Origin of the sequence: Solibacillus sp. FSL W7-1472 (genome assembly GCF_037969775.1) — a bacterium.
Taxonomy (GTDB): domain Bacteria; phylum Bacillota; class Bacilli; order Bacillales_A; family Planococcaceae; genus Solibacillus; species Solibacillus silvestris.
The window spans coordinates 1,969,834-1,992,192 of record NZ_CP150208.1 but is presented as its reverse complement, the minus strand read 5'-3'; the positions used below and the strand labels follow the sequence as shown (position 1 = coordinate 1,992,192).

General features: G+C 37.4%; 22 protein-coding genes. 13 read left to right on the top strand and 9 right to left on the bottom strand.

Annotated elements, in window-relative coordinates:
- Nucleotides 1-44: 44 nt before the first annotated feature.
- From MKY07_RS09780 to MKY07_RS09770, 3 genes are read left to right on the top strand one after another with little or no spacing between them, the layout of a single operon-like run.
- Complete coding sequence (locus tag MKY07_RS09780) at nt 45-1,442, top strand: ABC transporter permease (protein ID WP_339261831.1); 1,398 nt, start codon at nt 45-47, stop codon at nt 1,440-1,442.
- Between the two features lie 14 nt (nt 1,443-1,456).
- A complete protein-coding gene (locus MKY07_RS09775) occupies nt 1,457-2,953 on the top strand; it encodes an ABC transporter permease (protein ID WP_339261830.1) in 1,497 nt (498 codons plus the stop codon).
- A gap of 19 nt (nt 2,954-2,972) precedes the next feature.
- Nucleotides 2,973-4,787: an ABC transporter substrate-binding protein gene (locus tag MKY07_RS09770; protein WP_339261828.1), complete on the top strand. Its 1,815-nt coding sequence runs from the start codon at nt 2,973-2,975 to the stop codon at nt 4,785-4,787.
- A 70-nt stretch (nt 4,788-4,857) separates the two neighbouring features.
- Here MKY07_RS09770 and MKY07_RS09765 read toward each other — a convergent pair whose 3' ends face one another.
- Nucleotides 4,858-5,346, bottom strand: a complete 489-nt coding sequence (locus MKY07_RS09765) for an EAL domain-containing protein (RefSeq protein ID WP_339264638.1) — start codon at nt 5,344-5,346, stop codon at nt 4,858-4,860.
- Nucleotides 5,347-5,598: 252 nt separating this feature from the next.
- On the opposite strand from MKY07_RS09765, the gene MKY07_RS09760 reads away from it, so the two are divergent.
- A complete protein-coding gene (locus tag MKY07_RS09760) occupies nt 5,599-7,392 on the top strand; it encodes an S-layer homology domain-containing protein (RefSeq protein WP_339261826.1) in 1,794 nt (597 codons plus the stop codon).
- 136 nt (nt 7,393-7,528) lie between these two features.
- Here the strand turns inward: MKY07_RS09760 and MKY07_RS09755 are convergent, their stop codons facing one another.
- On the bottom strand, nt 7,529-8,005 hold the full coding sequence (locus tag MKY07_RS09755) for a YusW family protein (protein WP_008403653.1): 477 nt from the start codon (nt 8,003-8,005) through the stop codon (nt 7,529-7,531).
- A 305-nt stretch (nt 8,006-8,310) separates the two neighbouring features.
- Between MKY07_RS09755 and MKY07_RS09750 the strand changes: the two genes are divergently transcribed.
- Nucleotides 8,311-9,663, top strand: coding sequence for a TraB/GumN family protein (locus tag MKY07_RS09750; protein ID WP_339261823.1), 1,353 nt, complete (start codon nt 8,311-8,313; stop codon nt 9,661-9,663).
- Nucleotides 9,664-9,743: 80 nt separating this feature from the next.
- On the opposite strand, the gene MKY07_RS09745 is transcribed toward MKY07_RS09750, so the two are convergent.
- Complete coding sequence (locus tag MKY07_RS09745; protein ID WP_014823793.1) at nt 9,744-10,082, bottom strand: GlpM family protein; 339 nt, start codon at nt 10,080-10,082, stop codon at nt 9,744-9,746.
- A gap of 248 nt (nt 10,083-10,330) precedes the next feature.
- Between MKY07_RS09745 and MKY07_RS09740 the strand changes: the two genes are divergently transcribed.
- The 7 genes from MKY07_RS09740 (at nt 10,331) to MKY07_RS09710 (ending at nt 16,916) form a co-directional block, all read left to right on the top strand.
- Entirely contained in the window at nt 10,331-11,140 is an 810-nt protein-coding gene (locus MKY07_RS09740) for an AraC family transcriptional regulator (protein WP_339261821.1), read from the top strand.
- 121 nt (nt 11,141-11,261) lie between these two features.
- The gene (locus MKY07_RS09735) at nt 11,262-12,260 is read left to right on the top strand and encodes an ABC transporter substrate-binding protein (RefSeq protein ID WP_339261820.1); all 999 of its coding nucleotides are present in this window, start codon (nt 11,262-11,264) and stop codon (nt 12,258-12,260) included.
- A 130-nt stretch (nt 12,261-12,390) separates the two neighbouring features.
- Complete coding sequence (locus MKY07_RS09730) at nt 12,391-13,401, top strand: iron ABC transporter permease (protein WP_339261818.1); 1,011 nt, start codon at nt 12,391-12,393, stop codon at nt 13,399-13,401.
- Nucleotides 13,391-14,419, top strand: a complete 1,029-nt coding sequence (locus MKY07_RS09725) for an iron ABC transporter permease (protein WP_339261817.1) — start codon at nt 13,391-13,393, stop codon at nt 14,417-14,419. Before MKY07_RS09730 ends, MKY07_RS09725 begins: the two co-directional genes overlap by 11 nt.
- Nucleotides 14,420-14,425: 6 nt before the next feature.
- Nucleotides 14,426-15,211, top strand: a complete 786-nt coding sequence (locus MKY07_RS09720; protein ID WP_339261815.1) for an ABC transporter ATP-binding protein — start codon at nt 14,426-14,428, stop codon at nt 15,209-15,211.
- Nucleotides 15,212-15,220: 9 nt separating this feature from the next.
- Nucleotides 15,221-15,955, top strand: coding sequence for an alpha/beta hydrolase-fold protein (locus tag MKY07_RS09715; protein WP_339261813.1), 735 nt, complete (start codon nt 15,221-15,223; stop codon nt 15,953-15,955).
- Between the two features lie 277 nt (nt 15,956-16,232).
- Nucleotides 16,233-16,916, top strand: coding sequence for a hypothetical protein (locus tag MKY07_RS09710; RefSeq protein ID WP_339261812.1), 684 nt, complete (start codon nt 16,233-16,235; stop codon nt 16,914-16,916).
- Nucleotides 16,917-16,981: 65 nt separating this feature from the next.
- On the opposite strand, the gene MKY07_RS09705 is transcribed toward MKY07_RS09710, so the two are convergent.
- The 6 genes from MKY07_RS09705 to MKY07_RS09680 all read right to left on the bottom strand — a co-directional run bounded on the left by MKY07_RS09705 (nt 16,982) and on the right by MKY07_RS09680 (nt 20,368).
- Nucleotides 16,982-17,245, bottom strand: a complete 264-nt coding sequence (locus tag MKY07_RS09705) for a translation initiation factor 2 (protein WP_065215921.1) — start codon at nt 17,243-17,245, stop codon at nt 16,982-16,984.
- On the bottom strand, nt 17,238-17,912 hold the full coding sequence (locus tag MKY07_RS09700) for an HAD hydrolase-like protein (RefSeq protein ID WP_339261807.1): 675 nt from the start codon (nt 17,910-17,912) through the stop codon (nt 17,238-17,240). The genes MKY07_RS09705 and MKY07_RS09700 overlap by 8 nt, the downstream gene beginning before the upstream one ends.
- A 5-nt stretch (nt 17,913-17,917) precedes the next feature.
- Entirely contained in the window at nt 17,918-18,463 is a 546-nt protein-coding gene (locus MKY07_RS09695) for a DUF5412 family protein (protein WP_339261805.1), read from the bottom strand.
- 116 nt (nt 18,464-18,579) lie between these two features.
- A complete protein-coding gene (locus tag MKY07_RS09690) occupies nt 18,580-19,107 on the bottom strand; it encodes a YceI family protein (RefSeq protein ID WP_339261803.1) in 528 nt (175 codons plus the stop codon).
- Nucleotides 19,108-19,240: 133 nt separating this feature from the next.
- Complete coding sequence (locus tag MKY07_RS09685) at nt 19,241-19,843, bottom strand: FMN-binding negative transcriptional regulator (protein ID WP_014823803.1); 603 nt, start codon at nt 19,841-19,843, stop codon at nt 19,241-19,243.
- 9 nt (nt 19,844-19,852) lie between these two features.
- Nucleotides 19,853-20,368, bottom strand: a complete 516-nt coding sequence (locus MKY07_RS09680) for a GNAT family N-acetyltransferase (protein ID WP_339261797.1) — start codon at nt 20,366-20,368, stop codon at nt 19,853-19,855.
- A gap of 424 nt (nt 20,369-20,792) precedes the next feature.
- Here MKY07_RS09680 and rsgA point away from each other — a divergent pair, with 424 nt between their 5' ends.
- Entirely contained in the window at nt 20,793-21,854 is a 1,062-nt protein-coding gene (gene rsgA, locus MKY07_RS09675) for a ribosome small subunit-dependent GTPase A (protein ID WP_339264606.1), read from the top strand.
- The last annotated feature ends 505 nt before the right edge of the window (nt 21,855-22,359 follow it).

Below are 22,359 nucleotides of genomic sequence, written 5' to 3'. Positions count from 1 at the left end.
GTAAGGGTGGAGAGAATTGGTAAGAAAGGAGCTGCTTTTGTTTCATGCAGCATTTATTTTTTGAAAGCTTTCAAAAAAATGCTTCGAAAAAGAGTTATTATTTTGCTTTTGTATTGCTCGGCTTGCTCGTACACATTTTCACAGTTCCGCTCTATTTAATGAATCGATCCAAATCAACGTATGCGGAAAAGGCTATGAATGTGAAGAGACAAATAATAGAAGACGAGAAAGTATTCGAGTGGCATAAGCAATATGAAGTAGAAGAACGGACGAAAGCTCAGTTTTTCAATCGAAAGGTCGATGAGCAAACTATTATTCAAGCTGCGAAAGCGCTTGCCCAGCAAAAATTGGAGCGAGAAATAGAAAAAAGGCTTGAGGCAAATGGAGTAGTGGAAAACTCCTACAAAAATTATTTTAGTACACTATTAGAACGTCCGAACTTTTTACTGATTACAATAATTCCTGGTATTTTGATGTATGCTTTACTACTCATTACGAGTAATCCATTTACTCGCTTTATTTTTGAGCGCTTATTACAAAGTGTGTTCGTTATCATTGGGGTAGCAACGCTTGTGTTTACGATTTTGTATATTTCACCGTTTGACCCTGCCCGTAATTTGCTGGGGGTAGAGGCAACTCCTGCACAAGTCGAAAACTTTAATAAGCTATACGGGTTGGATCAGCCCTACCTAGTACAGCTTTGGCATTCACTGTCAAGTCTGTTTACATTTGATTTAGGAACATCTTTTGCAGGGAAAGAAGATGTCACACAAAGCATATTAAACAAATTTCCTGTAACACTTGAAATCGCAATGTTCTCTTTACTGATGGCGATTGCAATAGCGATTCCGGTCGGTATTGTTTCTGCAGTGCGTCCAAATTCATTTATTGATTATGTATTTATGCTAATCGCATTAATCGGACTATCCATTCCAAGTTTCTGGCAAGGGCTAATTTTTATATTGACGTTCTCGCTGGAATTAAAATGGTTCCCGGCAACGTATAATCCGAGCAACTGGATGTCGCTCGTTCTACCGATCGTTGTACTTGGAACATCAATAACAGCATCAATTGCTCGTATGACAAGGTCCAGTATGCTGGAAGTAATCCATGAAGATTATATTATTACAGCAAAAGCAAAAGGGTTAAGTGAACGAAAAGTAATTACTAAGCACGCGATCCGTAATGCAATGATTCCGATTATTACAGTTATTGGCCTGCTGTTTGGCGGAATGCTAGGCGGTGCTGCAGTAACAGAGAAAGTATTTAATATTAGCGGTATTGGAAGTTATATTGTCGACAAGCAATTTATTCCGGATATCCCGGCAATTTTGGGTGGGGTTGTTTATATTGCGATCACCATTTCCATAGTGAATATGCTGATCGATATTTTATACGCTTTCTTTGACCCAAGAATTCGTTCGAAAATGAAAAAATCTTAGGAGAGGGTAACGACGTGAAATTTATATCAGATGTAAAACTGCTGTTGAAAATAACACAAGAGTATGTAAATGCACAGTTTACCATTGCTTTTTCTGCGATTTTTTCATTGCTGTTTTTACTTTATAGTTTTAATTTTTCAGAAGGTGTATGGCGGCCTTATGTACTTGCATTTTTTGCGATTTATATTGGTACAACAATATACGTATGGCTCATATCACTGCTTATTAAAAAGGATTTAGCGGAGCATCGAGAACTGACAAAGCGTACACGACTTCTCGGTATTCCATTGATTTTAACCATTTTCGTCGGGAATGTATTTGCTGCTGGATTCGGCTTTATGCTCGCAACGAAAAACAAAACGGCAGAATATACTTTTGCTGTTTATGCATTTTTGACACAAATATTCATTATCCTGATTTCAGGATTAAATTTGTTCAAACCATATGTAGTCGATACATTTGTTCTTGCTATGGGCGGATTTATCTTACTAACATTGCTGTATTTGGCAACAGCTGTGTTAATTGCGAAGTTTGTCACGGTTGATACAGCACCTAAATGGATGCTGCCGCTTGGAATTGTACTGCTTATTCCAACAGTGACAGGCAATTTTTTCTCGCTGTTGCTAGGCATTACACTAATTCGTAAAGCGCGGAATTCAGATCCGTCCGCTGTGGAGAAATGGCAAAAAACTTGGAATAAAATATTACGTAATACGATGGCGGTTTTTGGCCTGTTTTTCATCGTTTTCATGTTCAGTTTATCGGTTGTCAGCTCATGGACCTTTGATTATGACTTTGCAGTTGAAAACAATTATGCGGTATTGCTGCAAACACCGTCACTTGAATATCCGTTAGGTACCGATAATTTTGGCAGGGATTTATTTTCCCGAATTGTATTCGGTGCGCAGATATCTTTAATTGTTGGTTTCAGTGCAACGATCATTCCCGCAATAATCGGCGGTGCGCTCGGTGCGATTTCAGGCTATTACGGAAAAAATACCGACAATATCATTATGCGTGCATTGGACATTTTATATGCAATTCCTGGTATTCTGTTGGCGATTGCGATTATTGCCGCATTTGGCGCAAATACGACCAATTTGATTATCGCATTAAGTGTCGGTGCAATTCCGACCTATGCGAGAACGATGCGGGCAAATGTATTGCAAATTTCAAACTATGAATTTGTGGAATCCGCCAGGGCATTAGGGGCAAATGACCGTTCGATTATTTTCAAGCATATTGTCCCAAATGCATTAGCACCAATGATAGTTAAAGCAACATTAACAATCGGAGGAGCCGTTATTTCAACTAGTAGTTTAAGTTTCCTCGGGTTAGGTATTGAACCGCACATACCGGAGTGGGGAAATATTTTAAAAGTTGGAAGTACGTATTTAGAGTCACATTCATATTTAGCGATTTTCCCGGGGCTATGTATTATGCTGCTTGTTTTATCGTTTAACTTTTTCGGCGATGGACTGCGTGACGCATTGGACCCAAAATCTAATTAACTTTTTGGAGGAATTTTTCATGAATAAAAAATTATTTACGTTAGCATCAACAGCAACAGTGGCAGCAGTAGCATTAGCAGGCTGTGTCGAAACAAAATCGGATGTAAAAGAAAATGATTCAGCAACTACTGAAACGGCTGGGACAAAGCCAGTCATCGAATTACTTGGTATGGCTTCTTCTGAGCAGGACATGAACATCGTACGTGACCAGTTAGTGAAGAACGGTTTCGATGTAAAACTGAATATCCAACCGGATTACGGTTCATTCACAGCACAGCAAGATGCGGGCAATTTTGACATTGCCATTTCAAGTTGGACGACTGTAACAGGTAACCCTGACTATGCAGTACGCGGATTATTCAAAACTGGTGGGGACTACAGCCGTACTTCAGATGAAACAGTCGACAAATTAATCGATGAAGCGAGTACGCTAACAGGTGATGAAGCAAAGGAAAAATATAAAGAGCTGGAACAAGCTTTAGTATTCGACAATGCCTATATTGCACCATTATATATTTCTCAAAAGTTCCAAGGTATTTATAAAGCAGAAGTAAATCCTGATACAGTACGGCTGCCAAAATCACGTGCTCAAGCATGGGAAACAATTTCATTCAATGAAGAAGCGAAAAATGCTTCAGAAACATTGGTCCTTCACCAAGCATTAGCTTCATTAACATCACTTGATCCGGTTAAAGCAAACGATGGCTCGATTAATACATTAAACACAAATATGTATGTTCGTTTAGTAAACTTATCGGATACAGATGAAGTCGTATCAGAAGGCTCACTTTCTTATGACCATGCAGTAGCCGAAAACAATGAAGAGTATTATTTCGTGTTGCGCGATGATATTAACTTCGCAAAAGTGGAAGGGGAAAAAGCAGTTGATACAGGGGATTTAGTTTCAGCAGAAGATGTTGTATTCTCATTAAACCGTGCAAAAGACGAAACATCAGTTCCGGATCACCGCACATATTCAATCCATGAAAATATTGATACAGTTGAAATCGTATCGGATATTACTTCATTGGAGTCAGTGAAAACAGCAGATGGCAAGTCTGTTTTAGAAGAATTATCAGATGACCTGCCTGCAGCAATTTCTGAAGTTGTGACAGATGAAAAAGATGTAGACAATGCAGCAGGGAAATACCAAGTTGTAAAACTAACAACGCCAAATCCATTCCCGCAAGTATTAAACTACTTAGCGCACCAATCTGGCGGAATTGTATCTGAAGCGGCAGTAACTGCAGTGAACACATTTGATGTAGCAAGCTATGACCCGAACACGGATATCGCATACGGTGATCAATCGACTGTTACGGAAGGCACAAGCTATGCAAACCATTTAGCAGCATCAGGTCCGTATATTTTAGTGAAGAAAAATGACTATGAAGCAACATTCGTGAAAAACCCTGCATACCAGGCAGGAACTGAAAACGAACCGAAAATTGAAAATATCAGCGTTCGTTTCATCCAGGATAATGACAGTGCACTATCAGCATTGCGTAATGGTGAAATCCACGTATTACAATCAGTTCCTGAAACGAAAACAGATGTAGTTGAAGGCGATGAAAACTTACAATTAAAAACAGCCGACAGCAACGCAGTATCGTACTTATTGTTCAATACAAGCGGTCGTGAAACAGCAAAATCTGCAGACTTACGTAAAGCAGTCCTTCACTCGATCAATCAAGATGAGTTCATCAGCTACTACCAAGGTAAGAAAAAACCAGCTGTATCAACAGTTTCACCTTTAATTGACACAGGTTTAAAACTGGAAGCAGACAGCGAAAAAGTTAAAGAATTCTTAAAAGCATATAAAGAGTCAAAATAACATCATAAAAAACCGAAGCAGCTATTAAAAGTTGCTTCGGTTTATTTGTTTTAATGGATGGAACTAAAGATTATGAAACTTGCGGTGATAAATAACCGGCTTTCATGATGTGTTCAAACATTTCCTTCTTAACGGGTTTGGAAAATAGATAGCCTTGAATTACATCGCAGTCATTCTTCTTGAGGAATTTAAGCTGTTCAAACTCTTCCACACCTTCTGCGACCACATTCATCTCCAACGATTTTGCTAAATTTAATGTAGCACAAATAATACCGTTATCTACCTTGTCCTCATTATTAATATTATCAATAAATATTTTATCGATTTTAATTTTATTCGGTTTAAACTTTCGAATCGAAGCTAAAGATGCATAGCCGGTACCAAAATCGTCAACCGCGATTCGAATCCCGAGGTCTTTCAAGCTTTGAATCGTAGAATATACACTCGATTCGATATTCAGCAATGTATCTTCTGTAATTTCGAATTCCAAATAGAACGGATCGATCCCATATGATCCAATTGTGTTTTGACATGTTGAAACAGCCCTTTTTTCATAAATCGGATAGGGGGGACATTAATTGCAATGGGGATGATGGCAATCCGTTTTTTTTGCATTCTTTAAGATATTGGCACACCTTTTCAATCACCCAATCGGTAATTCCATTGATCATATGGTTTTCTTCCACAAGTGGGATAAATTCACCAGGACAGGAATGAGAGTATTTATTAAAAAATGGAAAAATATACAATGACTAGGTAATTTGTGCTAAACTGATTGTAATAGTTTACAATAGGAAGGTAGTTTAAACGTATGAAAAAAACAACATTATACTTGGCTCTCTTTACAACTCCAGCTGTCATCATAACTGCACCTGCATACATCAATGCTGCAAATGACTGGCAGGTTGAAAATGTAGAAAACCTCATCGATCAGATTAATCCATTTAGCACTACATACGAATATTATTTAATAGAGGCAAAAAATGCATATTATTTATTATCGACATATCAGCAAAGTAATGTTCGTAATTCGACAACACTATTTTATTATTTAGGAAGTACTGATAACCAACAAACTTATCTGAAGATGTTCTCGGATAAAATGGCTGCCATTTCTGCACGAAACAGTACTTTTTTGCGTGATATTGAGGAAGCGAATCGTTATTACCATTCTCTGACGACATCACAGCAAGCGATAATCCCAAATTATTTATACTTACAGCTTCAAAATTATTTGGAAAACATAGCAAAAATGAAAGCAGTACAACTTGATTTTGAAAAATTATCCGTACTGGACAGCAGTTATATTTACAGTTATGAAACTGCCATGAAGGCGTATCAATTATTGCCATATGATTTTCGAATGTTGCTCACACCACTAATGAGTGAGAAAAAGCGTGAGTACGAAACGTATATATCACCAGCAAACAATCGTTCAGTCGCACAACAAGTAATAAATGAAATTTCCAAACTGTCGACAAGCTCTTCAATGGAAGAAGTAGCATCCGTGCGTGCTAAATACAACGGTTTGACGATCTTACAGCAAAACTATGTAGCCAATTATCGAGATTTACTTTATATCGAAGAAGTACAACGCAACACTTCATATGGGTGGGATCCTTATTATATTGATGAAATGGAAAAGCCAACCGATTATCCGACAAACATAGAAGTTTCAAAAAAAGGACAATTGTATACGGTAGTAATGCCGGTTACAGAAATGAATCAGTATACGAACACAAAAATAGCTGTATCGGATACTATTACACTTACAATCCCTTATGTTGCGGTGCCAAAAACAAATAATAATGATATTGTGACAATGACAATTGAAGAAATTAATGAAGATTCTATACTGTTTACTGCAAGTATGTATGATGAAAACTTCGAATTTTCTTCCTATATTGATATAGAAGTAAAGGGATTGCCTTCTTCAACTACCATTGTTCGTCTAGATAACGATGGGGAGTATATAGCAACGCCATACAGAAAAATTGCAAATAAAAATATAATAAAAACGAAAACATCCGCACAATTTAAAGTTGTAAATAGTCGAGTGCAATTTTTTGATATTCATGCCGATGGGCATCAATATGAAATTGAACAGTTAGCGAAACGTAAAATCGTTAGTGGGGTAGAAAACGGATATTACAAACCGAATACGCAAGTAACTTTGGGGCAATATGCGGCAATGATTGCCCGTTCGATGAATATTACGACAAACGAAAGTTCCACGTATCTAGATATCAGTGGAAAATGGTATGAAACTTCTATAGTGGCACTGTTGGAAACCGGTATACTTGAGCATCCAAATAGTAACTATTTCAATGCAGGGAAAGTTGTCACACGGCAGGAAGCAGCTGTTTTATCAATACGGATGCTGCAATATGCGGGGGTCCAAATTTCAGATCCTGATTATAAAAAAATCCCATTTACTGATTTTAAACAGCTATCTACGTCTGACCGTTATTTTGTAGCAACAGCTTATGAGTTTGGAATTTTTGGTGGTAAGAAAAACGGCCAATTTGACCCGAATGGAAAACTGACACGTTCGCAAATGGCAAAAGTATTATATAAAACATTGCAGATCGCAAAAATGATTTAATTCAGTTTGGCAAGAAAAAATGAAGAGGGGAGCAAATAACACAAAAGTGCCATTTTTCCGTGGGGAGAAAAATGGCACTTTTTAGCTGCCGTAAAAATCGACTGGGATATCTACTTCAGTTCCAGCTGCATTATCATTATTGCTGTGCTACACGGTGGTACTCTTTTACTGTACCATCTGCATATTTAATTTCAATTTCCACTTCCAAATAGCTGTCCGGTTGTTCAAATTTTTGCAGCACTTCATCAATTACCGCATCATCTTCTGAATTGATATCGAATGTGAAGCTTTCAAAAATCGGAACCAATTTGTTCGTTGCTTCATTACCTTCAATTTTTGTTTTGTTCACTTCATCTTCGATTTGTGCTTCTGCGCGAGATGCTTCATTTTCATAACTCACTTCATAACTCTTATCATCCGCATACTGGATATCCAAATCAAAGTGAGTAAAGTTAAATGGGGCATCCGGAGTTTCGGTTACAGTACTTGTCTGATTCATTGTATTTTGTTCTGTCGGCGCATTTTCAGGCAAATTGGTTGCTTCCTCGCTGTCACCACAGCCTACTAACAATGCAGTTGTACTTAATGCGCAAATTAATGCAAATTTCTTCATGAATGGAAACCACCTTTCTTGTAACTATTGTTAAAATACCCGATTTATTAAAAATTAATCAGCTTCATATTATTTAGAAAAATATAGTTATTTTTATTTAAGTCAAATTATCTAGTTACAGCTTTTGGGTACATAGACAAACAATTTAAATGTCAAAATATTCTATATTTAAATAAATTTATGTTACACTTATTTCGTGAAATAGATTTTAATGGAAAATGATTTAACCTTGAATTTATCCATTATCTATAATTTATTTCAAAAAACTAATTGGAAATGACTTTCAAATGCAGGAGGATGTTTAAATGAAAAAGATGACTAAAACTGTTTTGGCTACAACGTTGGGGACTTCATTGATGCTTACATCAATTATGCCTGCCGTTAAAGCGGAACAAGTAACACCGGATATAAGCAGCTGGGCAATCGGTACATTAAATGAAGGCGAAAAGTTCGGTATCTTTCCGATTGAATGGTACTATGACGGCTTCCGTTCTACTATTACAGCTGAACGTTTAGATTCATTAATTAAGCTAACTGCTCAAAAAATTGCAACTTTAAATTTGGATAAAAACGAAGAATTTAAACCAGTAGCGGTAAAAGGCGATGGCACACGCGGTGATATTATTAACCGTCTTTATAATATTGTCGGCCAATACAAGTTAAATACAGAAAAAGATGCTGTTACATATATGCAGAAACAAAAAATATTACAAGGGTCAGAACAAGGCTTGATGCTCGACAAAAAAGCTACAACACAACATGCGGTAATTTTTGCAGTACGCTTAATACAGAATACATTTGAGCAGGCAAACGAAGGTGCAAAAGGTGTTGCATGGGTAGTGGAAGACGAAGATACAAAAGTGTATTTGCTTGGTTCCATTCATGTAGGAACACCTGATTTATATCCTATGCATAAACAATTAACGAAAGCCTTCGATGATTCGGACGGCCTTTTCGTTGAAGCGAACTTATTAGATCCAACTGGTATGGATTATTATATCGAAAAAGCAATGTTTAAAGATGGACGAACGATTAAAGATGTTGTAAGTGAAGAAACGTATGCGAAACTTCAGAAAGTCGCAACTCAACTAGAAGTGCCTATGGAAGAACTGGAAATGCAAAAGCCTTGGTTGCTTTCAAATAATTTTTCGACAATGATGATGGACGGGGCATTTGGTTTAACAGCAGAAGAAATGGCGATGCATGGGGTAGATATGCAATTTTTATTAAGTGCTTACTTACAGCAAAAGCCTATTTATGAGCTAGAAGGTGTTAATGCACAAGTCGATATGTTTGAAGCTTTATCTCCAGAAGCCCAGGAAGAATCATTGGTAGCCGCTCTTGACGGTATTTTGGAGCCTACTGAACAATCAGAAGAAGATGTACAGTTAATGGCAGACTGGTTCACGAATTGGGTCAAAGGTGATGTGGAAAAGTTTGCGGCAAGCTTAACTGAAATGGAAGGAGACACATCCGAGTTCAATCAGATGCTGTTTGGTAAACGTGATGAAGAAATGGCCGCAAAGCTTGTTGATGTATTGGAAGAACAGCAAGGGACATTCTTTGTCGTTGTCGGCGCAGGTCACTTCTTAGTCGATCAAAATATTCGCTATCATTTAGAACAAAGCGGTTATGAAGTAAAACCATTTTATCAATAAAATTAAAAGCGCATGGGGCTGGTTACGAAAGTAACTGCTCCATGCGCTTTTATTTTTGGAAATCCATAATAAAACTGTTACTAAGCGTTTAATAACGCAAGCACAGGTCTTCCGGCAACCATGAAAACGATGTAGACCGAAAGTGCTCCTAAAATAGCATAACTAGGCTTCCATAAACCCGATAAATAAAAAACAAGTACAGTAAATAACACCATGCCGACAGCACCAAAAATGGCGTTTTGCTGGACAATATGAAAAGTATCTTCCGTCATATTTTTCATTTGCAACCGCATATTGAGTAACGTTAAGATCGGAAGCAATGTTATAATACCGGACAAAAAGTGCAGATTCGATTTGCTTAACCAAGAAGCCAGCAGCATAACTGTACCGCCAAGAATAAACTGAATGACATAAAACAAGGACCAAATACCTCTATTCCATTAAAATACAATAACTATAAATCAATGTGTATCAACTATCAACAACATTTTCGGAAAATAGAATTAATTAAGTAAAATGAGATTTCCTTGGCTTATTTTAAGTATGAATTATATGATAAATTGCATTAATTCACTCAAGTAGTAAAAATATGTTGAATTATTAAGTCATAGTAGTGTACCTTTATTGAAAATGATTATCATTCCCATGGTATTGAAAGATAAAGCGGGTGAGGAACATTCAAACAAATGATTTAATAAAATATTTCGCAAACTCAACGGTTCAATATTCGGATTTATTTGTAACAAGTTTAGGTCCTAATGTACATGATCACAATCGAAATACGGCTCCATGTTTCAACGGACTCGTTATTACTCTTTCAGGTAGTGCAAATTTTTCGTTAAATGGAGAAGTATACGCTATACAGAAAGGGGTTATCCTGCATGCCGGACCTAATATGGCGATTGATATTACGGTCACGAGTGAAGAACCATGGTATTATACGGTACTGCATTATGAAATGATAAGCAACCCCTTTTCAGTGGAAATAGGCCATTTTAAAATTGAAACAGGTCATCATCATAAATTGGATTATTTAGTCCACCAATTAATTTATTTCGAAAAAATACCGGGCGATTTAAATAGGCTGAAATGCAAATCCCTGTTTATGCAGCTGGTGGAATTTCTCGTCATTTGCGCAAAAATGCAAACATCAAATAATGTTGTGGACCAGGCCATTACATTTATGACCGAACATTATACATTACCTATTACGATAGCAGAAATCGCGGAAGAGGTAGGGTGTGACCGTCGACGCCTTGCCTATTTGTTCGATAAGCAAACCGGCATGTCACCCATTCAATTTTTAACGGAAATCAGGTTAAAACAATCGAGGGAATTGCTGCGCACGACATCAATTCCTATTAAAGACATTGCTGAACTAATCGGTTACCAGGATGCATTCTACTTTTGTCGTGTTTTTAAAAAGCAATATCATATGACACCGACAAATTTCCGAAAGCAATATTTAACTGTTTGAGCAAAAGTCCATTCCTTTTGTAAAAAACTCTATGTACGTAAAAATATTCTTTTGATATTATCGATATTGTACATAAAGTGATAATGATAATCGTTATCGATTAAAACAGGAGGAAAGAATTATGAAGAAATATCGTACATTAATCTTTGCAGGGGCATTGTCTTTAATGCTTGCTGCATGCACTGCAGATGAAGAGGTGGATTCGTCATCTGCAGGTGAATCAGAAAGTAAATCAGAACAAATTTCAAATGTAGAAAAAACAGTTGCAGATGAAGAAACAGAACGAAAAATATCTTATTTAGGGAACGACTACGAAGTACCGGAAAAAGTAGAAAGGATTATTGCAGCAAGTCTGGAAGCGATGGAAGATGCAGCAGTACTTGGTGTAAAGCCTGCTGGTGTTATTTCTATGGACGGTAAGACAATTCCTAAATACTTGGAGTCAGATTTAGCAGGAGCAACTGTTGTCGGTTCAAAAAAAGAACCAAGCACAGAGGCAATGCTTTCTTTAAATCCTGAGGCAATTTTAGGTACTAGCAAATGGGACGAAGCACAAATATCCAATTATAACAAAATAGCAACGACATTCCCTTATTCTCATATTTCTACAAACTGGAAAAAGAATTTATTATTATTTGGCCAATTAGCCGGTAAAGAATCAGAAGCACAAAAAGCATTGGATGACTATGATACGAAATTAGCCAGTACGAAAAAATCGATTGCTAACAGTGAGCTGAAAGATAAAAAGGTTGTAATCATCCGCGTACGTGGCGGGTTGTCGGTCTATCCTGCAGGAGTATATTTAAACCCTTCAATTTATGAAGATTTTGGATTTACAGTGCCGGAAGAATTGAATTCAATCGAAGCACAAACAACGATTACATATGAAACGTTGGCAGAGTGGAACCCGGACATGATTTTCCTTCAATATGCTGATGATGAAAATAAGGATACTCCTGAATTATTACAGGAGATTTTAGATAATCCGATATTCAACAGTACAACTGCCGCCAAAACAAATAATGTGCACGTTAATCTAATTGATGCAATGGCACAGGGCGGGACAGCATGGTCAAAAATTAACTTTCTGGGAGCATTTAATGAGAACGTATTAAAATAGGTGCGAATTATTCAATAGACAGCTTCAGAGAAGGTAAAACAGACTTTACAATATTTCTGTGAAAGGGCTGTCCCGGAAAGGTTTTCCGGGCAGCCTCTTTCTTTTATTCAATAAAAGGAGGCCAATACTTTTGAATTTTTCATATCGGCATTTCATTTTAATTTCAACAATAATGCCAGTTCTAATTATTGTTGTGACACTCATGTCGATTTCGATGGGTACAAAATCAATCGCGCTTGAAACGATTATCGATGCAATTATCCGTTACGACAAAGAAAATGTAGATCATCAAATCATATGGACTGGACGGGTACCAAGAGCGCTCGCTGTATTATTTGTTGGTGCATTTTTAGCAACAGCAGGTGCAATTACGCAAGGGGTAACTCGAAATTTCCTTGCCTCCCCATCAATTATGGGCGTAACGGATGGATCAGCCTTTTTTATAACGTTGGCCTTTGTTTTTTTGCCAGGAATTTCAAGTTTTAATTTAGTCCTCCTTTCTATGCTAGGTTCACTTTTAGGCGGTGCACTTGTATTTGGTTTTGCATCCATTATTAAAAACGGTCTTTCCCCAGTAAGACTGGCAATTATCGGTACTGTAATCGGTACGTTTATAAGCAGCATCGGAACAGCAATTGCGATGTATCGTCAAATTTCACAAACGGTTACTATGTGGTACAACTCGAAAGTACATATGGTAGAAATGGAATTAATCTATTTATGTGTTCCAATTGGAATGATTGGATTTATACTGGCCATTTCATTGGCGCGCGCTGTAACGATTACTGCGCTTGGCGAAGATGTTGCTGTCGGCTTAGGGCAGAACACAAGAATAGTAAAGCTATTAAGTATGTTAGCTGTCGCTATATTGACAGGTACTGCTGTAGCTCTTGTCGGCAAAATTGCTTTTGTCGGTTTGATCGTACCTCATATTGTAAGAATGCTTGTGGGCGTCGACTATCGAGTAATTATTCCTTGTTCGGCTGTTATGGGTGCATTTTTCCTTTCAGGATGTGACCTCATAAGCCGTTACATCAATTTTCCGTTTGAAACACCGATTGGAGTAGTAACCGCGCTTATCGGGGTACCGTTCTTCTTATATTTAATTCGACGTAAAGGCGGGGAAAAATATGCCGCTTAAAAAAACAAGATGGCTTATTATTATTTGCACACTGTTTTTCATACTTCTTATAGCCATGTATATACATATAACGAGCGGTGCATTCACGATGACGACGCCGGAAGTATTTAAGACTTTACTGCGGATTGATTCGACAGAACAATTTGATTTAGTCATATTTGATTTTCGGCTGCCTAGAATTATTACGGCTGCCCTTGTCGGGATGGGCCTTGCGATGGCTGGCGTTGTGCTTCAGGGGATTACAAAAAATGCCCTTGCTGATCCTGGAATTATCGGAATTAACGCAGGTGCAGGCTGTGCAATTGTTATTTTCATGTTTTTCTTCCATATCGAACTCATTGATGTGGAAATAAACAGCCTTATTAAAATATTGATTGTTCCGATTTTTGGTTTTGTAGGAGGAGCAATAGCTGCAATAATTATATTGGTCATTTCATTTAAACATGGGCGTATGGATATGCAAAGGCTGATTTTAACAGGGATTGCGATTAATACCGGCTTTAGTGCTGTTACCCTATTCTGGTCACTGAAAATGGATGAAGGGGATTATCAGGCAGCCGCTATTTGGATGAATGGTTCCATTTATAATTCCAACTGGTATTTTGTTAGTGCAATGCTGCCATGGCTGATTATTTTAGGGGTTTATATTTACAGGAAAGCCTATTTGCTCGACTACTTTCAATTGGAGGAGGAGACGATTACAAGTCTTGGAATTAGTATAGAAAAAGAAAAAATTAAACTATTGCTCGCAAGTGTCGGACTTGTCAGTGCCTGTGTTTCCGTTTCAGGGAGCATAGGGTTCATTGGATTAATGGCACCGCATATCGCCAGGCAGCTAGTCGGTATTCATCATCGCTTTATGATGCCGGTAAGTCTTTTTATAGGGGCTGTATTGCTTGTGTTTTCAGACTATGTAGCGAAAACACTCTTTTCACCTGTAGAACTCTCTGTTGGGATTGTCGTATCACTAGTCGGGATTCCATATTTTCTGTATTTACTTGTAAAATCGAAAGGGTGAGATATATTGTATGCATTTGAAGTTGAAAGCTTAACAACAGGTTATGAGAACACAAGAATTATCGAAAATTTAAATGTAAGCATTCAAACAGGTAAGATTACAACGATTATCGGACCTAATGGATGCGGTAAATCTACTTTATTAAAAACAATCGGCCGAATATTAAAAAAGGAATGTGGCGAAATTTTTCTTCAGGATGAAAACATGAATACAATGTCTACTAAGGAAATCGCAAAAAAACTGGCATTACTAGTACAGTCACCGGCAGCACCGGGACAGTTGAGAGTACATGAGCTTATTTCATATGGACGCTATCCTCACAGGAAAAATGTTGGACGCCTTACGAAAGAAGATAACGAAAAAATCAATTGGGCAATGGAAGTCACAAATACTTTAGAATTTCGAAATCGGGAAATCGCGGCACTTTCAGGGGGGCAACGTCAGCGCGTGTGGCTGGCGATGGCTTTGGCGCAAGAGACCGATATTTTACTGCTGGACGAACCGACTACATACTTGGATATGGCACATCAATTGGAAGTGCTTGAAATTGTTCAGCATCTTAATAGAACATTTGGCTGTACGATAATTATGGTGCTTCATGATTTGAACCATGCTGCAAGATTTTCAGATGAACTAATCGCAATGAAAAAAGGGCAAGTGCTTCATACAGGCACACCCGAACAAATAATGAATGCCGACATACTAAAAAGTGTATTCCAGATTGATGCTAAGATTATGATTGATCAGGAACATCAGGTACCCGTCTGTTTCTCATATAATTTAATGAAATAGGTGAAGTTAATGCAATCAAATTACAATGACTATTCTTATATTGTGGACATTTACGAACCGTATGAAACTCCTCCGACAGAAGGGTTTCCGGTAATCATCGTGTTGGATGGAACACGCTACAGTAAACTTATGTATGAAACAATGGCAATGCAGTTGCGAAACCGACAAAAAACATTAGTGGAGCCAGCAATTATTGTTGGTATCGGCCATGATGAAAAAGATATTCCTAAACAGCGATTCCATGATTTCACGGCACCGGCAGATCACTATCATTTTCCTGTTCGCAGGGGGAAAGTGATGCAAGAGGTTCCGGCTGGAGGAGCAGTACAACTAATCGATTATATTTTGCAGCAAATTGTACCGATGCTTCGGGAAAAATATACAGTTGACGATCAGAAAATCTCGCTGTATGGACACTCGTTAGGCGGATTATTTGTGCTGTGGAGCTACTTAACTTATCCCGAAAGCTTTTATAAATATGTAGCTATTAGTCCTTCGATTTGGTGGAATAATCATGAGCTTTTTCGTACAATTCAACAAGCGGAAAAACCTTTTGCAGCTGCTCTATACATAGGAGTCGGAGGTGAGGAGGGCGATATGGTAGAAGATGCCCAGAAATTTGTTGAAATGGCTTCGGAGAAATGGATTAATTATGAGTTTTATATAGCAGAAAGCGAAAATCACGCATCCGTCATTCCAACTACGATGAGCAGGGTTTTGCGATTTTTAAAATCAGATCAATAACTAAACTTACCAGGTGGAAACGAACCGGCAGTTAATAACTATATAAATTAAGGGTGAAATTCTCTTTTACATAATACTCCATTAATACAAATTCATAAAACCGCCCTTTATTGTTAGAGAAAAGGGCGGTTTTTAGTATGATTAGCAACTTCCTTATTGTTAACGTTTTAATACTAGGACAGTTGAACAACATGTTTTATGTAGTTATTTGAGGGAATAGATGACTATCACGCTTCATACATCGTTAACAACATGGATATAGTAGGAGGAATGCAAAATGGGAAACAAAGAATCTGAAACAAATAAAAAATCATATAACCGCTTACCGGATGAACGTAATGACGAGAAAGTAGAAAAATTTGATGAAACGAATCATGTAAATGTACAAAACGAATCAATGAAAGATGATTTATTGCTTAAAACGAATAAAGAATCGTATAACCGTTTACCGGATGAGCGTGATGATAAAAAAATGGAGAAGTATAATGAACGAAGTCATGTCGAAGGAAATGTGGAAAAAAAAAGCCTAAAAACGAATAAAGAATCATATAACCGGTTACCGGATGAGCGTGATGAAACAAAAATGAAAGATTACAATGAACGCAGCCATGTAGAAGATAACATAAAACAGGAAAAAACTGTTGAGACGGTGAAAGAGTCCTATAACCGGTTACCGGATGAACGTAATGATGAAGAGATGAAGAATTACAATGAGAGAAGTCATGTGGAAGGGAACGGTCAAACAGACAAATCTGTTGAAACCGTAAAAGAGTCCTATAACCGGTTACCGGATGAACGCAATGACGAAGAGATGAAATCTTATAATGAACGCAGTCACGTGGAAGGCAATCAGCAACAGGAATCGAGTGTTGATACCGAGAAAGAATCGTACAACCGTCTTCCTGACGAACCTGTTCAGGAGACATCCGTACATGAAAAATATAATAGTAATAACAAATAAATTTCATCTCCATCTACGCAAAAAAGCATCGACTTAATTCGATGCTTTTTTTGTGTAAACTATTATTAACTTCTAAGCTGATACCAGCTGAACAGCATTGCAATTAAACTGATGCTCAAAAATACCCCGCCAATTACAAGTGATGCATGGGCATAACTCGTTTTTATAAATATGTATTCATTTGTATCTGACATTCCCCCGAGAGATTGTATCCAAATAGTGCCGAGTGAATTGGCAATAGAACCGTTAAAAACAATTAATATCAGCCCAATAATCGCAAATATGCTACTTAATTTAAGTAAATCTGAGTTTTTGGTTGAATTAGTCATGTTCTCCCTCCAATATTCGATTGATGTTCAAAATGTCAATTAGTTGCGGAAATTCGGCAATGATATGATGGGCTTTTTTTATTTCTTCATGTTGGGCAAAATCAAAGTTCACTGCAATGGCTAGTAGATTGTTATCAATTGCAGCGATAATATCTGATGCGCGGTCGCCAACGACAAAACCACTGACTATATTCTGTTCCTGCTTTATTTGTTCAACAAGATGGGACTTATTTCTTGATGGAATAATGTCGATACTATAGCACTTTTGTATCCACCGATTTAACTTAAAAGTAGACATAATCGCTTGTAAATAAGCGGTTTCACCATTACTTGCAATAAATAAAGGATACGATTTACTTAATATTTGAAGTGTCGACACTACGTTTTCGTAAAGTGCACCGTTTCCTAGGCGGATTTCTTCAATAAGTGCCGACTGAAAATAATAATTGCTCTTTTCACGAATTTTATCAGAGTGATTCGGACACAACGTCTTCCATACAACATCAAGAGGAACACCCATTATTTCTCGGTATTCATCGATAGGGGTAGCACCTGTCCAAAGCTTATTTTGGCGTAAATACTCAAAGGTACGCTCGAGTGCCGGTTCTAAAATAAGATTAGTTTGAAATAAAGTGCCGTCCATATCAAAAATTATTGCCGTTTGCATTACCTTCACCTCGTTTTGATTTTATAACCAAATGATTCCCCATTTTTTAGATTGAGTTTGTGTCCATTAATTATGACAATCTCATCGGTCAGCCATTGAATATTTGCATTTTCGGCATGTCTTTCGTAATAAAACTGTTTTTTAAATCCTAATGGGCCATCAAGTTCCCCCCGAATTCCAAACGATCCCATCGCTCCTGCATCAAAAGCATAGAAATCCAAAGTATAGCCCATATCCGGCGAATAAGATTTTACCAGATGCTCTGTACCACCAAATGAATAAACAATGATTTTTAAAGCGAAAAATAAAAGAATGAGTGATGTAAATAAAATGGAGATGGTATTCAAGAAAGAAGCTACCACTTTTTTTAGGCGTGACAATTGTTTGTATTCCTTAAGTAACGAATAAATAATCAGCACAAAAAGGAGAGCAATCACAATGAGTGTTGTATAGGAAAATGTCCATAATGTATTACTCATTATATAAACGCAAACGCCGATAAAGGCCAAACATAAAGTGAATAATGTAATGGCAGACCAAAAATTTCGCAAAATAGCACCTCACACCAAAATGGAAAATAATGTTTTCAAACTTGACGCTATAAATTATGTAAAGTTGCACAAAAAAATCAGCCGTATACATAATAGCTACGGCTGCATCTTACTAATTATTGTGCTGGGTTTAATTCAAGTTCTACTTTAATTTTAATATCTTTTCCAACTAATACGCCACCTGTTTCAAGTGCTGCGTTCCATGTAAGACCAAATTCTTCACGGTCAATTTTCGTTTCCGCTTCAAAACCGTAAACTTCAACACCCCATGGATTTGTTCCTTTACCGCCATATTCTACATCGAATACGGCTGGTTTCGTTACATCTTTAATCGTCAAATCGCCTGAAACTTTATAATCTTCACCATTTTTTGTGATGCTTGTCGATTTAAATTTAATGTCAGGGAATTGCTCAGTATCAAAGAATTCCGCTGATTTTAAGTGGTTGTCACGATCTTCATTGTTTGTATTAATACTTGTCGTATCAATCGTAATTTCAATTTGCGCCGATGTTAAATCTTCTAAATTATCCACTTCTACATCAGCTGAATAATTAGTGAACTGACCTTTAACTTTCGAGACCATCATATGCTTGACTTCAAAACCAATTGTTGAGTGTGCCTGATCGATTTGCCATTTTGCCATGATAAATTCCTCCCAACTATTATGAAACCCAAGAAGTTCTATACCTTGAATTCGAGATAAATTTACCATATTAGGATAAGGGTGTCAATTAAAATATAAGACTATTTAAATAATTCAAACATTTTACAATCCATTAATTTTCCGTCATTAATTTTGCAATTTCTTTATCAAAAATGTCATTCCGTTTTAGCAATTCATCAATGACAAGTTTTTGACGTTCCTTAGAGTGGCCTTGGCTTAATTTTGCCGTAGCTTCAATGGAACTAATCCGAATTTTAAATGGCACAATGCCTTTTAATAAGCCGTTCATATATTTCGGATCAACAGTATTTACATCATAGGAACTATTAGGTACTTCATATTTATCAATTAAATGGTGAAGGGATAGGCGGATTTCCTCTTCATCCTCCATCAGTTCGATAAATCCCTTTACATGAACCGCCACATAATTCCACGTAGGTACAGAATCTTTTGTTTCATACCAGGAAGAAGAGATATAGCTATGCGGGCCATTGAAAACGGCGAGCACCTGCTGATCGAGAATATCTTTCCATTGTGTGTTAGCGCGTGCAAAATGACCGTAAATAAACTTCCCGTCTTCACCTAAATATAGCGGTAAATGCGTGGCAGTCGGTACACCTTGGTGAAGGGAAACAACTGTCGCAAAACTATACTCATTAATAATCTGGCGAATCCTTTGTTCATCTGTTAATTGATACTGCTTTGGAATGTACATTATTTTCCCTCACAAATGTTTAGTCATAATAAAATCTTTTTGCTCTTCTTCACCCATGAAAAAAGAGTGAGAGCCTGTTTTTTCAAAGCCAGCCTTTTCATAGAACGCAATTGCATTCAGATTTTTTTCCCATACGCCGAGCCAAATTTTGTTTTTGTTCTTTTCATGGGCCAGCTTGATCGCTTCGTTCATTAACACTTTCCCTAAACCAAGTTTCTGAAAACGGTTTAAAATATAAATTCGTTCCACTTCCAGAGTTTCTTGCCCCAATTGTTCGGACTGCGCTTCCTCTGTATTGATTTTTAAATAACCTGCCAGCGCTTCATTTACATACAGTAACTTAAATAGAGCGTGTTTATTTTTGATCTCAGCTGTCAATTTTTCTACTGAAAAAGCATCATTCAAATAATCAGTCATACTCTCTTCACTATTTTGCTCATGAAATGTTTCGTAAAATGTATCACGGCTGATTGTTTGTAAAGCGTCTAAACTTTCGGTAGTACATTGTATTAATCGAATGTTCATCTAGAATCCCTCTTTTTAATAATTTCTATTTATTGTTATGATCATAACTAATAAAATAATTGTTTCATAATATTCGAGAAGATTCAATAATGAATGGAATGATCAGCAAGTGCAGCAGTGTAGAATGAATTGTTAATTATTTTGTAATTAACCGTCGAACTGTATTGACAAAACATTCTATCTATTGTTATAGTTGGAATAACTAATGGAGAAAGATGGTGATGGATATGACTAAATTACATGAGATTGAAACAATGCAATTATGCTTGTCATATGACATTCGCCACAATAGTGCCTTCTAATATCGAAGAGTCACGCTTCTTTACTGTGCGTATGAAACCTTATGACGAGCAAAATTGCTGGTCATAAGGTTTTTTTGTTTGCCTGAAAACAAAATATCATACGCCATTAGGAGGCAATTCCATTGAATTTACAACAATTAGGTTTCACCACTTTTTTTGATACACAACTACAAACTTTATCCATCGATACGTCCACAAAACTTGTAGGACGCGTCATACTCGAACATAAACATTCCTACCGTGTCCTGACAGAACAGGGAGAGTTTTTGGCAACGGTATCCGGAAACTTTGCATACCATGCCTTTTCAAGAAAAGATTACCCGGCTGTAGGCGATTTCGTCATTATTGAACAAATGCCTGGAGAAGACCGTGCCATAATTCATCATTTATTTGAGCGGAAATCAAAATTCACAAGAAAAATGGCCGGTCTGGAAATCGATGAACAAATCGTGGCGACAAATATAGATCTCATTTTACTTGTCATGAGTTTAAATGATGACTTCAATATACGCCGTTTAGAACGTTATTTAGTTGCTGCATGGGATTCGGGGGCAACACCGGTTATTGTATTAACAAAATCGGATTTGTGTAAGGAAGTCACGCCATTTTTGAGTGAAATCGAACCGGTCGCATTTGGTGTGGATATTTTAACGGTAAGTGCACAGACAGGTGAAGGAATGGCTCCATTACATGCGCTACTAACGGAAGGGAAAACAGCGGCATTACTCGGTTCTTCTGGTGCCGGAAAGTCAACGCTTACGAATGCTTTATTAAACTCAGAACAAATGAAAGTGTCTACAATCCGTGAAGATGATGCAAAAGGCCGCCATACGACGACACATCGGGAACTTGTTGTTTTACCATCCGGAGCTTGCCTGATCGATACTCCAGGGATGCGGGAGTTACAGCTATGGGATCAGGGAGACAGTCTGAATGCAAGTTTTTCTGATATTGAACAGCTTACGGAAAACTGCCGATTCCGGGATTGCCAGCATAAAAATGAACCAGGTTGTGCTGTCTTGCAGGCAGTTGAAGAAGGGGCACTTGATGCTGCCCGGTTAGCGAGCTATTTTAAACTACAGCGGGAGCTTGCTTATATCGAGAAAAAGGCGAATACGGATGCACAGCTTGCAGAAAAACGTAAGTGGAAACAAGTATCGAAAAGCTTAAAGAAAATGAAGTAAAGTGAAACTTCAAACAGGGGGGGGCATTCCACAACTGATTGAAGGAACACAAGCTAAAACCGTCACGTCCTGTGACAACGCTTGTGTGGCCAACATCGTGTTGGCCAGAACCAATCGGGCTTTTACGGGTAGTTGATTTCCCGCCTGCTTTTCGCCATGCTTAAGTCTGGAGGGGGAGGCTTGCCTCTACCCTTACGCTTTTGAGGTAAATAAATTACTACCCGTTAATGCGAGATAAATCACAAGTAGATGTACTGATATTGTGCATCTGCTTTTTTATGCGATCTGTTAATTAGAACGGTCATTGATTGTAAGGAAGTTTGAGCTATAATAAATGAAGTGAAGAGATTACAGCGCTATGAACGTTTCAAAATGGCAAAAATGGAGACTAGTATCAAATTATCGCTTACTTTTGAGGTAAGCGGTATTTTCATTTTCACGCTAAAAGCAAATACTCACTCGAATAATGAGTGAATTCCTTTAAAATATGCATTTCTGTGTCTTA

What these genes read in the sequence shown, in the direction of transcription:
- MKY07_RS09760 (WP_339261826.1), top strand. Translation starts at nt 5,599, where the DNA reads ATGAAAAAAACAACATTATACTTGGCTCTCTTTACAACTCCAGCTGTC.
- MKY07_RS09680 (WP_339261797.1), bottom strand. Translation starts at nt 20,368, where the DNA reads ATGAACATTCGATTAATACAATGTACTACCGAAAGTTTAGACGCTTTA.
- MKY07_RS09770 (WP_339261828.1), top strand. Translation starts at nt 2,973, where the DNA reads ATGAATAAAAAATTATTTACGTTAGCATCAACAGCAACAGTGGCAGCA.
- MKY07_RS09725 (WP_339261817.1), top strand. Translation starts at nt 13,391, where the DNA reads ATGCCGCTTAAAAAAACAAGATGGCTTATTATTATTTGCACACTGTTT.
- MKY07_RS09735 (WP_339261820.1), top strand. Translation starts at nt 11,262, where the DNA reads ATGAAGAAATATCGTACATTAATCTTTGCAGGGGCATTGTCTTTAATG.
- MKY07_RS09715 (WP_339261813.1), top strand. Translation starts at nt 15,221, where the DNA reads ATGCAATCAAATTACAATGACTATTCTTATATTGTGGACATTTACGAA.
- MKY07_RS09690 (WP_339261803.1), bottom strand. Translation starts at nt 19,107, where the DNA reads ATGGCAAAATGGCAAATCGATCAGGCACACTCAACAATTGGTTTTGAA.
- MKY07_RS09700 (WP_339261807.1), bottom strand. Translation starts at nt 17,912, where the DNA reads ATGCAAACGGCAATAATTTTTGATATGGACGGCACTTTATTTCAAACT.
- MKY07_RS09685 (WP_014823803.1), bottom strand. Translation starts at nt 19,843, where the DNA reads ATGTACATTCCAAAGCAGTATCAATTAACAGATGAACAAAGGATTCGC.
- MKY07_RS09705 (WP_065215921.1), bottom strand. Translation starts at nt 17,245, where the DNA reads ATGACTAATTCAACCAAAAACTCAGATTTACTTAAATTAAGTAGCATA.
- MKY07_RS09710 (WP_339261812.1), top strand. Translation starts at nt 16,233, where the DNA reads ATGGGAAACAAAGAATCTGAAACAAATAAAAAATCATATAACCGCTTA.
- MKY07_RS09750 (WP_339261823.1), top strand. Translation starts at nt 8,311, where the DNA reads ATGAAAAAGATGACTAAAACTGTTTTGGCTACAACGTTGGGGACTTCA.
- MKY07_RS09755 (WP_008403653.1), bottom strand. Translation starts at nt 8,005, where the DNA reads ATGAAGAAATTTGCATTAATTTGCGCATTAAGTACAACTGCATTGTTA.
- MKY07_RS09780 (WP_339261831.1), top strand. Translation starts at nt 45, where the DNA reads ATGCAGCATTTATTTTTTGAAAGCTTTCAAAAAAATGCTTCGAAAAAG.